The organism is Rhodococcus sp. IEGM 1379 (assembly GCF_030056815.1).
Lineage (GTDB): Bacteria > Actinomycetota > Actinomycetes > Mycobacteriales > Mycobacteriaceae > Rhodococcus_F.
Genome location: NZ_JASHKR010000008.1, coordinates 1 through 13,498 on the forward strand (window position 1 = coordinate 1; position 13,498 = coordinate 13,498).

Consider the following 13,498-nt stretch of genomic DNA (forward strand, 5'->3'; position numbering starts at 1 on the left):
GAGGCCAATCCGAAAACCACAGTTCGTCGGTGACCTTGTGAGTCGCCCCGTCAATTGCGATGGTGTTGTTGCTGAACACCCATGGCTGACGAGTTTGGGTGACGGTGAAGGCAGTCTCCGCGTTGGCGGGGATCGACACTTCGACCGGGCCGGTGATGCCGTGGTATCTCGCGATACCGAGAACGGTGTCGACGCGACCGACGTTGGTATCGTTCATCATTCCGGTGGCAGCGGGGGCGCTGCCGTGGCCTTCGTGTCCACCCGTAGCCGGTGGGGGAGCGTCGCCAAGAGTCTTGACCACCGAGGGCGTGGTCCAACTCAGCGCAGTCCGTAAGCTGCTCACATTTTCGCCGGCATAGGTCGACCACGTGAGACCGGTTGCCGAGAGAAAGATCAGGGCAACTGCTATCCAGATGCCGACGACGCCATGCCAGTTCAGGGTTCGCCTGCGCCCTGTGGACGTTTGATCCATGGTGAGGAGTCGCGCATTGCGGGCGGTGCGGTACCGACGGAACCAGAGATAGACACCGCCGAGGGCGACGACCCACATCCATGACGCAGCCAACTCGCTGTAGAGGCGACCGGGTTCGCCGAGATGAAGATTGCGATGGAGTTGCGAAATCCACGTGCGGACCGGCAGCGAACCGCTGCTTCCGTACACAGCTAACTCGCCGACGGACTTGGCCACGACTGGGTCGACAAAGACTGCGAGCCTTTCGGATTCGCCGAGTGACGGATCCGTGAACAAGACCCGAGTTGTCTCTCCGGGTTCAGCGGCAGGGCGGACCGCAGAGACCGTGAGGTCTGGGCGGTACTGCTGAGCGGAACGGATCTGGTCGTTCAACGATGCGATCTGTCCGGTGCTGTCGGTCTGGAGGTAGTCGCTGTAGACGATCTTCTCGATGGCGGGTGCAATCGCGTAGAGGCCGCCGCTCAACGCTGCGATGAGGATAAAGGGCCCGATCAGGATTCCGGCGTAGAAGTGCAGACGCAGGATCAAGGGCCTGGCGGAGCCAGGCTTTTTCTTCGGGGGAGAACTGTCATTGGAAGCGCGTTCGGGCGCGCGCTCCATTTTGGGTGCGGACATGCGTGTACTCGATCCCGCTGTGCGCCTTTGTTAACCGCCCAAGGTTAATAAAGGCGCACAGCAAAGTGGCGCACGGGTTTTCGTGCGCGAAGCAATAAGGGAATAGGTGAGTTACACGATTGCCGGTGGACTGCGAGTGCCGGTACCTGAAGTGACAAGTTGTCGCAGAACAACTTTGGCGCGGTAGTACGTGCGCATCGAGGCGGATGCGGGTTCGGGGGTCTCGGGATGCAGGAGGACGGCAACGATGACAGCAACTGTCGATGCGGCGACAACATAGCCGTGTTCTGCTGCCCGAATCAGCAAGGCGCAGAACCCGATGGCGGCAATATGCGCTGCGAGCATCGGAAAGGACAGAAGAATGCCGTGCTGATGTTCCGAAGCGATGGTCAGCGTTGTGTGGCCTATTGCCTGACCCGCGGCAAGCATGAGTGCAAGTGCGACTGCTGGGGAGCGGCGGATGTCGATGGACGACACAACCGCTCCGACGCTCGCGCACGCGAAGATCAACAAGGCCACTGCGCTTTCCGAGGGGGCCATACCGCCGCCGATTGCGTGGGCAGCGATGCTGACGGCGCCGGATGTGCCGCCCACGAATGCCCCGCGCAACTGCGCGACGTCTGCGGGCCCGGCGGTCATGGTCCACAGGATACCGGTATCTACTACAGGAACTAGTAGCGCCGTGAATTTCTGGACGTTTGTCCTGATGACAAAACCCTTCAATGTATCCGGACAAAACGGGAAAGTCGGTACAAAACGGGTGTTAGTCTACGGCGTGTCGTCAATGAGGGTGTCGATCAACCAGGCAGGTCCAACTCGGAATATCCCAAGCAAGGAGAAATCATGAGGCGAGGAATCTTTGCGGTATTCGCTCTAGTTGCTTCACTCGGTCTTTTTCTGCCTTCGGTGGCGTCGGCTGATCCCGTGACACATTCGGTATCCGGGACACTCACCAACACCTGCGATCCACTCGGTAACCCGGTCGGGGTGTGGATGGTTGTGTGGAACGGAGCGACTCAGGTTGCTTCCGCGACAACCGGACCCGGTGGCGTCTACACCATTGCCGGAGTGCCGCCAGGTTCCTACACGGTCAGTCCGTACGCCCCGGCTGGATGTGGGTCGGTGCCCAACAGCACTCCGGTGGACTTGACGTCCGCCGATGCCACAGGCATCGACTTCGAGATGGTCAAGGTCTTCAGCATTTTCGGTCAGGTGACGGGTTGCCCTGAAGACGAAGGCGTCGGGACGCCGGATGTGACGGTCAATCTCCTCGACGGCGGAAACCAGATCGCGTCTACGACCACCGACAATTTCGGTGACTACTTCTTCCAGTACAAGCCGGCCAAGGACGGCTACACGGTCGAGGTTGCGCCCGGAGCAGGATGCGGTGCAGATTCGCCCTCCGTTCCGGTGAATCTGAGTGTCGACGATGTCGAAGGTGTCGATTTTGCTTTCATCCGAGACTGCAGCAGCGGAAATCCCGGAAGTATGTTCGGAAGCATTTTCGGCAGCCTCGGTAGCTCGGAATTCTGTTTCAGCTGAGCGTGACAGCGCACGGCGGGAGGAACCTGGTTCTTTCCGCCGCGTTATGTCGTTCTGGGGCAATGAATTTGCCTGAGGGTTGCGGAATGAGAATTTTATTGCGGAACGAACGGATAAGTGCAGCAGCTGGTTCGAGTTCTCGAATTGCTGAGGCCTGGACAGCCGATGGGACCAAAGTCACCGAATTGCGGGTGTAACGGACTGGCGCTCGATCACGGTATCGACAGCAGAGCAACAAGGCCGCAGAGTGATAGCGTCCGAAACATTATGTCCGAATGATTCCGAACTCGAACTGGGAAAACGGTGCGCAGCGATAACAACGGCTCGAATGGCGGATTTCTACGGAGCGGTTCAGGATCGGTCGGGACGGACGATTCCCATGCCAATACGATTCGAACGGTCACCTTCACTCCGCAGTTCGACGAGGTTCCTCCCCGGCCGTTGCCCAGTCAGAGAATGCGGCAGACACGGCGCGAAGAACCGACCGATTTCCGGACCTCAACACCTGTGGAAATGACATCCGTCGACGATCTGGACATCATCAAGCGCGCGAAGCGTCCTCCCGAACGAGGTTTGGGCAGTGTGTTGTTCAAGCTCTCGGGCGGACGAATCAATACCGGGCAGTCGGCGGCCGAACTCGAACATCAAGCGTTGGTTCGTCGCGCTAATCAGACTGTGCGTGGTGTTTACAAGATTGCGTTCATCTCACTCAAGGGCGGAGTGGGGAAGACGACGGCAGCCAAGACCGTCGGCTCCACGTTCGCGTCGATTCGGGGCGATCGGATTGTCGCGATCGACGCCAATCCGGATCTGGGTACCCTGGCTGATCGGGAACGACGCGAACATCACCTGACGGTCCGTGACCTGTTGGCCGACGGAGATATTCGCACCTACAGTGACGTGCGCTATTACACCTCGCAAGGGGACAGTCGACTGGAAATCCTTGCCAGTGAAGCGGATCCGGAAACGTCGGAGTCGTTCAACGAGCAGGACTATCTCGACACCCTCCGCATCCTCGAAGTGCACTACAACATCGTCATCACCGACTGTGGAACTGGCATCATGCACTCGGCAATGTACGGAATCCTCGATGAGGCAGACGCTTTGGTTGTCGTCAGCCCGACGGCCCAGGACGGTGCGCGCAGCGCCGCAGCCACTTTGAGTTGGCTGACCAAGCACGGCTACGGCGATTTGGTGAGTCGGTCGGTGGTTGCGATCAACTCGACCCGTCCCGGGTCTTCGTCACTCGATCTCGATCAACTGGAGGATGTGTTCACTCAGCGAGGAGTTCGGGCGGTACGCACGTTGCCGTACGACGATCACCTTGGTGAAGGTGGTCCTATCGACTTGAAGTTGTTGAACAAACGCACAGCGCGCGCCTACCTCGAGTTGGTTGCCGCTATCGCCGACGGATTCCCCGAGTCTCCGGGTAAACACGCGTCCAGATGACCGGCGCGTGTAGTTGAGTGTCAGATATGTCTCAGTATTGCCCCGTATCCGTCTGCGAGAGTGAGACGTTCGTCGATTTGCACTAGCTCTGCGCCAGTCCGGATCGCCAAATACGGCAGTAGGCGATCAGCGGGGGCGAAGAGGGAATCGCTGGACACCTCTTTGTCATCGGGATCGGTGAAGAGCAAGGTCTCGACCTTTCCCTGTTCCAAAGCGTCCAGCACGCGGGCGGTACCGTCCACGGACAGATTGCTGTCTCGGCCCTGTTCTGCCACAAAGCGTTCGGTCTCCACATCCATTCGGCGGAGTCGTTCCGTATCGATGAGTTCGCGGATTTCCTTGGCAACCTCCGTTGGTGAGGAACCCGCCGCACGCGACCCCCTCTCGATTTCGACGGACCGCAACGACGACGGAAGGTGCTGGGCGAATGCGTTCCGCGACTGTACTTCTCCGATGATCACCACCAGTTGAACCTTGTGCTCGCGCGCTAATGTTGCAGTGCGAGTTGCGGCTTGGGTCAAGTTCTTGCGTACATTCTCCTCGGCCAGGGATTGAGTGTCGATGTAGCGGTCCGGGCCACCCACCCGGGCCTTGTGTACCGGAAATCCGTCACCGTCCACAGATTCGGCGAACACGTCTCGACCGCGCGCATCGCGAACACACAGATCAGCTCCGGTGTGATCGACCTTCGCGATGATGAACGGTTCTGTGTCGTAACCGTGCGCAATCAGCGGAATCAGATAGGGCAGTGACCCGACAGTCACAATGGTCGACGTCGTGGGCTCGAGCAGGATGTCGTCGACCAGAACAGCGTCAGGTGTCACGATGATTGCTCGGCCGGCGCGACCGGAAATTCCGTGGTGGTTGTCTTTTACGCTGTCGAACTGTTCGATCAACGACGCTGGAGCCTCCTGCTTGGACAGTTGGCCTCGCATCGACCGCCATTCCTGCTCGAAACGCTCACGTGAATCTTCACGGTTTCTGACGTCCTCGAAGTACACGGAGGCAAATGGTCCTTCGCTCGAACCGACCTTCTTCAGTCGCCCAGCATGCATGGCGACTCCTCTCTTGTCGTCGTATCTGTAGTTGTCTTGCCAGGCGTACCCCCTCGAGGTTGATCCGACACGAGGATGGGGTACCCAATCTGATTGGTGAAGGGAGTGCCCGATGTCTGCTGGGCGGCGCAACGGATCGGATACCGAGAAGCGGTGGTCGGATCCCGAAGAGTTCCGTAGGGCTGCAATTTTCACGATCGTGGTGGTATGCGCAGCGCTTGCGGTCCTGTTGCTCGACGCGCTCGCGGTAAACCGACAGTCGGGAGGCGCAGAATCTGGAATATCCGGCATCGGTGTTCTCGCATTTGCGCCGTCGGCGGTCTTTCTGATCGGAGGATTGGCTGCCTTCGTTCAGACGTATCGGGTCTGGCGACGGGGCGGCACCTGGCCGATCTGGCAGGGCGCGGGTTGGTTTCTGATGGTATTGATGCTGTTCAGCCTGGGTTTGGCAGCCTCAGACTACGGTGGCCCGGAGTAGGCCCCCTGCCCGAGTCGCACATTTGTTCGATAGTTGCTAGTGTCGGTTATCGTGAGGGTGGTGCAGAGGGAAGCCTGCACCACCCACACGCCAAAATCTGGTGCCTGACGCTGACTGCCTTCAGTGTCAGGCACCGATTTACGTCAGGCACCGATTTACGGGATTCAGCGTTCAGTTGTCTTTGTTGGATTCGTCATTCTTGGTTTCCGAACTCCGGCGCCAGTGGGTGAAGCGTTCCTTGATGTCGGATGCGACGTCGCCGACGCCGTTGCCCACGGCACCGACAGCTCCACCGAGTCCGCTGCCGATATCGCGGAGCATCCGGATCAGTGGATCGTCGGATTCGTCGAAGTTCTGCTTGTACGTCTTGGCGGCGTTCTTGAACTCGTCGCTGATCTTTGCGTCGTCATCGTCGACGCGGCGCGGGTAGTTACCGCGCAGAACGTCGGAGTACGCCCCACTGTCCACCCACTTCTTCAGCTCGGCGGCGCGCAGTACCGAAAATGGGTGTGTCAGTAGTTCGATGTTGAGGAGTTTGAGCACGCCGTCCCGGAGGTCTCCACTGGAGTCGTACTCAGCGGCCTGGTCAAGGAAGGCTTCGATGTCGACCTCACTCACACGCGACCCGCCGGCCAACTTCATCTGCACTCGAATGGCGGCGTGAACGTCCTGCCCGCAGAGGAGACCGGCACGGTCGCCCGAGAGTTCGGATTTGCGTTGCCATTCCAGTAATGCGGCGATGATCGCACGTAACGCCCAGCCTCCGACGGGTAGCCAACCGATGGTCCCGGCCAAACGCATCAGGTGCATCAGGATGGTGCGATAGACGGCGTGACCGGACAACGCGTGTCCGAGTTCGTGCCCGATGATAAATCGCTGTTCCTCGTAATTCATTACGTCGAGTAGGCCAGTTGTCACTACCATGAACGGCCGGTCCATGCCGATGGTGAAGGCATTGACCATCGGCGTCTGTAGAACAAAGAGTTCAGGAGTTTCGTCCGCTCCCAAGATGTCGACACAATCGCGTCGTAGATCGTGAAGGTCGCGGAATTGGCGTTCGTCCACGCGGACAGCAGTGGCCAGATACATCAGCCTGTGTTGACGCTCTTGGAGAAGTCCCGACAGTGTCCGCAGCACCGTGTCGAATCCGCGAAGGGTGCGGAGTGTGACCAAGGCTGCGCGGTCTGCCGGATGCTCCCAAGCGCGGGAACTGATGTCGGGGAACTCGATTCTGGTGCGGTCTGGTGCTGTAGTCACGTGCGCCTCGCTTCGGTGTTGTTGAATCACCTCAAGACTAACGACTAGTTGGTTTGAAAAATTGAGAGTTGTGGTTCGGCATGCGTCGTCCGGGAGAAAATAGCCGGTCAGAGCGGGTATGGACGGCCAATATTTTGGGTACTCGCAGTGCAGTGCCTTCGTTTCGAGCGCACGTAACTGGCCAGTCGGCTGAGAAGGACTGCCATGATTATTCTCGGAATTATCTTGCTGATTATCGGATTCCTGGTGAACATTCCGATTCTGTGGACCATCGGCGTTGTTCTCTTGGTGATCGGATTGATTCTGTTCGTGCTGGGGTCGACAGGACGAGCAGTTGGCGGGAGGCGGCACTATTACTGATGTGTCTGGTACGCCTACTGCAGTACCGGATCGAGGACAGGCCCTGCGCCCCATGGGAGTGCGGGGCCTGCCTTCGACAGGTCTTGCCAACATCTCTTAGAGCGTCAACGAGTCCGAGCGCACCGAAGCGCGCGTCAACGAGAGTACGACGGGCTCTGCCGGTTTGCCCGCGATTTACAGAGAAATCACCCTGGAATTCATCCTTTGGATTCTGCCCAGCTTTGGTAACGGATGGCCCACCGGCTCGATGTTTGATTCGGTCGGGTAAATCGGAGGTTCGATGGATCTACATCTGAAAGGTAAGACTGCCGTCGTGACGGGTGCCGGCAAAGGCATCGGGCTTGCGATAACTCGGGCGTTGGCCGAAGAAGGCGCCTACGTGATTGCGGGTTCGCGGACTCGTACGGCAGACATCGATGCGCTCGAGGCCGCCGGCGCAATCACCTTCGTCAGGGTTGACCTGTCGAGTACGAAGGGGGCGGAGACGCTCGTCGCGGTTGCGGCAGAACATGGCGGAATCGACGTACTGATCAACAACGTCGGTGCCGTGACGCCGCGGACAGGAGGATTTGTCAGTGTCGCGGATGCTGACTGGGAGTCATCACTGAATCTCACTTTCATGTCCGCGGTACGGACGATCAGGGCAGCGCTACCCGAGATGGAGCGTCGCGGCGGCGGAAGCATTGTCACGGTCAGTTCGGTAAACGCATTCCTGCCCGACCCTGCCGTCATCGACTACAGCGCGGCAAAAGCTGCACTGACCAACCTGTGCAAATCATTGTCGAAGGAGTTTGCTTCGAAGGGGATCCGTGTGAATACCGTCAGTCCGGGTCCGGTTCGAACCGCCCTGTGGCTGGCAGACGGCGGAGTTGCGTCGACGCTTGCCGAGGTCAGCGGTGTCAGTGCGCAGGAAGTGGTGAACAGTGCGGCAGCGGGTTCGGAGACGGGTCGATTCACGCTTCCCGAGGAAGTCGCGGATCTGGTGCTGTTTCTCGCTGGGGATCGGGCGGCGAATGTGACAGGTGCAGATTTTGTGATCGACGGCGGATTGATCAAGACACTCTGAACGCTGTAGGCGTAAACACGGTGTCAGGATGGGCCTTTGGGCGTCAAGACGACGTCAGTGAGCCGTACGGATCAACGTTTTCAGGGTAGTCCTGAAAGCGAGCTGAAGTACCGGTGTACTCGCAACTCCGGAGGTCCACGAAAGGTCTGTCATGACTATTCTTCATTTCCTCGCTTCGGAACGTGCAACGACGCGATGCGTCCTGGCCCGCGTCGAGTTGACCGATATCGAATCGGCGGAAACCTACGCCGTGCTGGAATCGATGATTGCGCGGCCACATCTGAAATTGGTCGGACTGTGCGTCAATCTGGGCGTCGGTCATCGTGACGAGGTCGACCTGCGGAGGGCCGCTGACAGCACCGTTGGATTGATGGAACGAGTCCATCGTGAATATCGAATCCTGATGTCGGAGTTGATTATCGAGATCGAGGCGCAGACAACGCCGGACCTACTTGTGCAAGTTCGAGACGAAGACACGTTGTCGAGGGCCTTCGATGACCTTCTTGACGACGCGTGCGCTCGTAATCGATATCCACGGCCGACGTTGATCGTGATGGAGGACCTGGGCGTTCAAGCTAGTTCGCGGTCTTGATCGCCGTGAGATATCCCGATTGTTCGGCCAGGTCAGCGAGTTCCGGTGGGAGATCCGGGATCGGTTCGCCGTACATGTTCGCCAATTCGATGGAATTGAGGCACTCGACCGACCAGTCGTGCGCGGTCAACCACTGCATCGGATCAGCACGCTCGTCCTCGTAGAACAGCGCAGCCATGTCGATGTCTCCGAACGGATCCTTGCTGAAATACTTTGCCCGTATGTCCGCGAATCGTTGCGCATCCATTCCAGATGGGAAGTAGTTCAACGCAAGTCGGCTACCGGACGACGACAGTTTGTCGATTCGTTCGAATAGTGCGTCGTGTGCGGGGCCAGGGAGGTACGCCAAGAGTCCCTCCGCGGACCACGCGGAGGATGTGCTCGGCTCGAACCCCGCAGCTTTGAGCGCAGTGGGCCAGTCATCTCGTAGATCGACTGCGACAGTGCGACGGTCTGCTTTCGGTTCTGCGCCGTGTTCGGTGAGTACCCGCTCTTTGAATTCCAACACCTTTGGTTGGTCGACCTCGAAAACCGTAGTGCCGGTTGGCCAATCCAGTCGGTAGGCCCGCGCATCCAAGCCGGACGCAAGGATCGTCGATTGAGCTACTCCTGATCGGGCAGCAGTCAGGAAAAAGTCGTCGAAAAATTTGGTCCTGATACCCATGCCCATCCCCATGAAGCCGGAGAAGGGCAGGTCGTCCAACGACGACGGACTGGCTAGTAGTGCGGTGAAATGTGGTTCACCGGCGGACTCTACGAACCAGGGCGCGTACGGATCCTGGATCAGCGCATTGGGGCGCAATGATTCGATCGCTCGAAATGTTGCCACTCCCAATGCAGTCAGGCCGACGCTGCTGACAATGTCCCAAGTATCTCCATCTGTGCGCATCGTTGAGTTTCCTCTCGATTTTGGTGCACGCTTGTTTCGATGCACGAGTGTTGTGGGTGCACGTCTGCTCTTACCCGCCGACCATTCTCGATCCTACGCTCGTCGCGAAACCAGGGCAGGTTCGCGGATTTGGTGAGCGTAGGCGAGTATCATAGATACTCTGGAATTGTTGTAGTCCAACATCTTTCGAGTCGGATCAATAGTGCCAGGGACTTGACAGAGTTGTCCCAGCGGGTCGTCAGGTTGACCGCTTTGACTGATTACATGCGACCCAACCACTATGTGGGTTTTTACGCGCTGCTGCTACGCAGACAGGTAGCTGAGGCGCGATGACACCTTCACTGCAACACGATTCGCTTGACCGCCTGGCAGCAGCGGCACGCAGTGGAAACGCTGCGTCGATGGCCGGGCTGTATCTCGCTATCCGGCCGATGGTGGTGCAACGTGCACGCGCCGAACTCGATCCCGCCGAGGCGGAGTCGGTTGCGGATGCTGCCTGTTTTGCGGTCGTGAACTCGGTTCCCGACAAGGCTGCGCCGGATGAACCTCTGTTGCACTTGGTGTATTCGACGACAAGTCGGATGGTCGCGCGTACGGGAGCGGAGTCAAGGACTCGACTTCCAGCCGGGATCGACGTATTGCCGGAGGGTGAACGTGAGGTGCTGATCTTGCGGGTGATTGTCGGACTCGATGCGGACGACACAGCGATCGCACTCGGAAACACACGAAGTCAGGTATTGCTGGCCCAACACCGGGCACTGCGAACGCTTGGTGTTTCCCACGGAGGCTATGGGGAAGTGGCGCCGTGACAACCGGCTATCACCACGGGATTTCGTTGCTCGGTGGCTGACTTGGCAAGTCGGATCTACACACTTTCGTAGTCGGCGACCGGCGGTGAACCGGCATCTTCTGTTTCTCTTACCTGCTGTGGTCGAATCGCGGCGTGTACTACTCCGGTGAGGATTCCGAGGATCGCACCCCAGATCAACGTGACAAGCACCGTTGCTGCCACCGCAACGACGTAGGTGGCCAAATTGTGGTGAGAATCAAAGCTGAGGAACACAATTCGAATGACGTTGCCGATCACTGCCCCGGCGACGGTGGCGGTTACACCGGCAAGGAAGGCGCGAGCGCGACCGGACTGTGGGTGCCGGTTCGCCCACGAATTCAGGTACAGCAACACGATCCCGATCATCACGAATGCCGCAAGAACATCGACTGCCCAGTACATCCAGGTTGTCTCGCCCAACGGGAACAATCGCAATGGCGGCACCGCGAAGGGCAATCCGATGGCACTCGGAACGAGGGCTTCCGGCATCGACGTCAGCCAACGCCCGGTGAGAGGCCAAAATCCGAGAAGCACGGAGATTGCTGTGACTGTCGCTGCAGCTGAGACTGCAGGCCTGCGGAGGCGTCGGAACTGCGTCGTTTGTGAAAACGCCACCGCGTTTGCTGACATGGCGCAACATTAACCCAATTGATAGGACGATCGTCCAACTTTGGAGGGTATTGGTGGCACTCGGAATGCGCAGGGGCACGCTGGTCACGTTGGCCACTGTCGGTGCGCTGGTTCTCGCCGGCGGGATCGGCGCCGCTGTGCGCTCAGATCCGGTGCCGTCTGCTTCATACCTCACCGATGACGCCGGCCGCGCACTGATCTTGCGGGGATTCAATACGGCTTCGAGTTCCAAGAGCGTCCCGGACGGCATGCCCGAATTCACGGAGGTCGACCTCGACCGCGAACATACGGACATGGGGACCAACTTCGTTCGATTCCTGATTTCGTGGCGCGCTGTGGAGCCGTCGCCCGGTCAGTACGACGACGCGTACCTCGATCGAGTTACTGAGCGGGTCGGTTGGTTTTCCGAGCGTGGGTACTCGGTGATGCTCGACATGCACCAGGATCTGTACTCGAGCGCAATCACTCCCAGTGGGCAATCGGGTAACGGTGCGCCGCCGTGGGCCACCTACATGGACGGACTTCCCGTGGGGGAGCACGACATGTGGGAGATGTACTACCTCGATGCCGGGGTGATTCGTGCTTTCGACAATTTCTGGAACACAACCGGGCAACATCCGGAACTGTCCGATCACTATGCCAACGCCTGGAAGGTTGTCGCGCAACGGTTTGCGGACAATCCTGCCGTGGTGGCGTACGACCTGATGAACGAACCGTACGGCGGCACGCTGCAGGGCCCGGTGTTCGAGGCCGGACCACTTACCTCTCTGTATCAAAAGACCGCCGACGCGATCCGAACCGTCGATCAGGACACTTGGGTATGCGTGGCTCCTCAGGCCATGGGTACCAACTGGGGTACGCCGAGTGGACTCGGCGCAGTCGACGATCGACGTGACGGAGATCCGCGAATTGCCTACTGTCCACACATCTATCCGCTGCCGATGGACCTCGGCGGTGGTTACGTCGGTAGTTCGCGGAGCGCAGTGGATATCACTGTCGATGCGTGGCGCGACAACGCCCTGAGTACAGCGGCAGCGTTGGGTGATGTGCCGATTATTCTGGGCGAGTTCGGTTTGGATACAACATTGCCCGGGGCACTCGACTACGTCGACAGGGTGTACTCGACGGCGGCAGAAATGGGTGCGGGGGTGGCCTACTGGTCACGCGATCCAGGTTCATGGGGTCCGTACGAGAAGGACGGAACCGAACGTAACCTGGTTGCGGCGCTGGATAATCCGTACCCACGGGCAATTGCAGGTCAGCCGCTCGTGTTAGTCATCGAGAGCAATCGGCTCGAATTCTCTTACACCCCGGACTTATCGATCACGGCACCGACCGAAATCTACCTGCCCGCCCGGACCTTCCCGAACGGTGGTGCGGTAGTCGGCGCAGATGTCGGGCGGTGGAACCCCGAAACCCGCATCCTCGAACTGAAAAGGCCCATCGATGTAGTGGATAAGGCCGTGGTGATCACTCCCGCGGCGTGATATTCGCCGAGATGTGACAAAGCTCCGTCTTGCTCAGTGCGCCGCACCGAGTTCGATGAACAAGACGCCGACGGTGATCAGTGCCAAACCTCCGCACATGATCTTCGTCAGAGGTTCGGAGAACAGGATGCGAGAGGCGACGGCGGTCAATGCAACACCGCATGCTGTCCAGATTCCGTAAGCAACGCCCAACGCCATGCCGCCGCGCAATGCGAGGCTGAGGAATATGAACGCGGTGAGGTAGCCGATGGCAACAGGGATGAACCAGGCCTTCTTCGCGCCTGGCAGGGAAACCATCCGGAGAGACAGGGTCGCAGTGACTTCCGTGACGATTGCTCCGACAAGAAGGAGCCAGATCACGCGATGGTTCCTGGCTGCGTGGCCCGCGCCTTCTGAGCCCCGAACTCTACGCACAGGACACCGGCGATGACGAGCGTGATGCCCAGTCCCATGAGTCCGGTGAGCGGATCGCCGAAAATGGCGGTAGCGAGGACCGCCGTCAGTGCGACACCAGTGGCGCCCCAGATTCCGTAGGCGACACCGATACCCATTCCCGTGCGCAGTGCGAGGCCGAGGGCGACAAACGCGCCGATATACCCGGTGATCACCACGGTGTACCAGGCAGAATGATCGAGTGCGGCACGGAGTGAGAGTGTGGCGGTGACCTCGCAGACAATCGCTGCCGCCAGCAGTATCCACTTCTGCATCAATGTGTCTCGTCTTTCAGTAGTGAGCAGTCAGGCTGCGATGATCTGCCTTGCCGAGTGCATGGTAGCC

16 protein-coding genes are annotated in these 13,498 nt (G+C 59.1%); 8 read left to right on the forward strand and 8 right to left on the reverse strand.

The window, feature by feature from the left end:
- The coding region (locus tag QM600_RS07105; RefSeq protein WP_283260764.1) for a PepSY-associated TM helix domain-containing protein at positions 1-1,087 on the reverse strand (1,087 nt) is incomplete at its 3' end.
- A 111-nt stretch (positions 1,088-1,198) separates the two neighbouring features.
- On the reverse strand, positions 1,199-1,726 hold the full coding sequence (locus QM600_RS07110; RefSeq protein WP_283260765.1) for a hypothetical protein: 528 nt from the start codon (positions 1,724-1,726) through the stop codon (positions 1,199-1,201).
- 204 nt (positions 1,727-1,930) lie between these two features.
- On the opposite strand from QM600_RS07110, the gene QM600_RS07115 reads away from it, so the two are divergent.
- Positions 1,931-2,629 (forward strand): carboxypeptidase-like regulatory domain-containing protein, encoded by a 699-nt coding sequence (locus QM600_RS07115; RefSeq protein ID WP_283260766.1) that lies wholly within the window; start codon positions 1,931-1,933, stop codon positions 2,627-2,629.
- A 513-nt stretch (positions 2,630-3,142) separates the two neighbouring features.
- Positions 3,143-4,078: a MinD/ParA family ATP-binding protein gene (locus tag QM600_RS07120; RefSeq protein WP_283260767.1), complete on the forward strand. Its 936-nt coding sequence runs from the start codon at positions 3,143-3,145 to the stop codon at positions 4,076-4,078.
- Between the two features lie 20 nt (positions 4,079-4,098).
- Here the strand turns inward: QM600_RS07120 and QM600_RS07125 are convergent, their stop codons facing one another.
- The gene (locus QM600_RS07125; protein ID WP_283260768.1) at positions 4,099-5,133 is read right to left on the reverse strand and encodes a baeRF2 domain-containing protein; all 1,035 of its coding nucleotides are present in this window, start codon (positions 5,131-5,133) and stop codon (positions 4,099-4,101) included.
- A 112-nt stretch (positions 5,134-5,245) separates the two neighbouring features.
- Here QM600_RS07125 and QM600_RS07130 point away from each other — a divergent pair, with 112 nt between their 5' ends.
- A complete protein-coding gene (locus tag QM600_RS07130; protein ID WP_283260769.1) occupies positions 5,246-5,611 on the forward strand; it encodes a hypothetical protein in 366 nt (121 codons plus the stop codon).
- Between the two features lie 171 nt (positions 5,612-5,782).
- Here the strand turns inward: QM600_RS07130 and QM600_RS07135 are convergent, their stop codons facing one another.
- Positions 5,783-6,868: a M48 family metallopeptidase gene (locus QM600_RS07135; RefSeq protein ID WP_283260770.1), complete on the reverse strand. Its 1,086-nt coding sequence runs from the start codon at positions 6,866-6,868 to the stop codon at positions 5,783-5,785.
- Between the two features lie 204 nt (positions 6,869-7,072).
- On the opposite strand from QM600_RS07135, the gene QM600_RS07140 reads away from it, so the two are divergent.
- The 3 genes from QM600_RS07140 to QM600_RS07150 all read left to right on the forward strand — a co-directional run bounded on the left by QM600_RS07140 (position 7,073) and on the right by QM600_RS07150 (position 8,886).
- Positions 7,073-7,228, forward strand: coding sequence for a DUF6131 family protein (locus tag QM600_RS07140; protein WP_243617966.1), 156 nt, complete (start codon positions 7,073-7,075; stop codon positions 7,226-7,228).
- Positions 7,229-7,508: 280 nt separating this feature from the next.
- Positions 7,509-8,294 (forward strand): oxidoreductase, encoded by a 786-nt coding sequence (locus QM600_RS07145; protein ID WP_283260771.1) that lies wholly within the window; start codon positions 7,509-7,511, stop codon positions 8,292-8,294.
- A gap of 151 nt (positions 8,295-8,445) precedes the next feature.
- A complete protein-coding gene (locus QM600_RS07150; RefSeq protein ID WP_283260772.1) occupies positions 8,446-8,886 on the forward strand; it encodes a hypothetical protein in 441 nt (146 codons plus the stop codon).
- On the opposite strand, the gene QM600_RS07155 is transcribed toward QM600_RS07150, so the two are convergent.
- The gene (locus tag QM600_RS07155; RefSeq protein ID WP_283260773.1) at positions 8,870-9,775 is read right to left on the reverse strand and encodes a class I SAM-dependent methyltransferase; all 906 of its coding nucleotides are present in this window, start codon (positions 9,773-9,775) and stop codon (positions 8,870-8,872) included. The two genes, QM600_RS07150 and QM600_RS07155, sit on opposite strands and share 17 nt — an antisense overlap.
- A 329-nt stretch (positions 9,776-10,104) precedes the next feature.
- On the opposite strand from QM600_RS07155, the gene QM600_RS07160 reads away from it, so the two are divergent.
- Complete coding sequence (locus QM600_RS07160; protein ID WP_283260774.1) at positions 10,105-10,584, forward strand: RNA polymerase subunit sigma; 480 nt, start codon at positions 10,105-10,107, stop codon at positions 10,582-10,584.
- Positions 10,585-10,640: 56 nt separating this feature from the next.
- Here QM600_RS07160 and QM600_RS07165 read toward each other — a convergent pair whose 3' ends face one another.
- A complete protein-coding gene (locus QM600_RS07165) occupies positions 10,641-11,234 on the reverse strand; it encodes a hypothetical protein (protein WP_283260775.1) in 594 nt (197 codons plus the stop codon).
- Between the two features lie 53 nt (positions 11,235-11,287).
- Between QM600_RS07165 and QM600_RS07170 the strand changes: the two genes are divergently transcribed.
- A complete protein-coding gene (locus QM600_RS07170; protein WP_283260776.1) occupies positions 11,288-12,721 on the forward strand; it encodes a cellulase family glycosylhydrolase in 1,434 nt (477 codons plus the stop codon).
- A 33-nt stretch (positions 12,722-12,754) separates the two neighbouring features.
- Here the strand turns inward: QM600_RS07170 and QM600_RS07175 are convergent, their stop codons facing one another.
- Both QM600_RS07175 and QM600_RS07180 read right to left on the reverse strand, forming a co-directional pair.
- The gene (locus QM600_RS07175) at positions 12,755-13,081 is read right to left on the reverse strand and encodes a DMT family transporter (protein WP_283260777.1); all 327 of its coding nucleotides are present in this window, start codon (positions 13,079-13,081) and stop codon (positions 12,755-12,757) included.
- Positions 13,078-13,428, reverse strand: coding sequence for a DMT family transporter (locus tag QM600_RS07180; RefSeq protein ID WP_283260778.1), 351 nt, complete (start codon positions 13,426-13,428; stop codon positions 13,078-13,080). The genes QM600_RS07175 and QM600_RS07180 overlap by 4 nt, the downstream gene beginning before the upstream one ends.
- Positions 13,429-13,498 lie beyond the last annotated feature (70 nt).

Coding starts and splice junctions, on each gene's coding strand:
- QM600_RS07180 (WP_283260778.1), bottom strand. CDS start 13,428: ATGCAGAAGTGGATACTGCTGGCGGCAGCGATTGTCTGCGAGGTCACC.
- QM600_RS07120 (WP_283260767.1), top strand. CDS start 3,143: ATGACATCCGTCGACGATCTGGACATCATCAAGCGCGCGAAGCGTCCT.
- QM600_RS07160 (WP_283260774.1), top strand. CDS start 10,105: ATGACACCTTCACTGCAACACGATTCGCTTGACCGCCTGGCAGCAGCG.
- QM600_RS07165 (WP_283260775.1), bottom strand. CDS start 11,234: ATGTCAGCAAACGCGGTGGCGTTTTCACAAACGACGCAGTTCCGACGC.
- QM600_RS07110 (WP_283260765.1), bottom strand. CDS start 1,726: ATGACCGCCGGGCCCGCAGACGTCGCGCAGTTGCGCGGGGCATTCGTG.
- QM600_RS07150 (WP_283260772.1), top strand. CDS start 8,446: ATGACTATTCTTCATTTCCTCGCTTCGGAACGTGCAACGACGCGATGC.
- QM600_RS07155 (WP_283260773.1), bottom strand. CDS start 9,775: ATGCGCACAGATGGAGATACTTGGGACATTGTCAGCAGCGTCGGCCTG.
- QM600_RS07130 (WP_283260769.1), top strand. CDS start 5,246: ATGTCTGCTGGGCGGCGCAACGGATCGGATACCGAGAAGCGGTGGTCG.
- QM600_RS07140 (WP_243617966.1), top strand. CDS start 7,073: ATGATTATTCTCGGAATTATCTTGCTGATTATCGGATTCCTGGTGAAC.
- QM600_RS07125 (WP_283260768.1), bottom strand. CDS start 5,133: ATGCATGCTGGGCGACTGAAGAAGGTCGGTTCGAGCGAAGGACCATTT.
- QM600_RS07115 (WP_283260766.1), top strand. CDS start 1,931: ATGAGGCGAGGAATCTTTGCGGTATTCGCTCTAGTTGCTTCACTCGGT.
- QM600_RS07145 (WP_283260771.1), top strand. CDS start 7,509: ATGGATCTACATCTGAAAGGTAAGACTGCCGTCGTGACGGGTGCCGGC.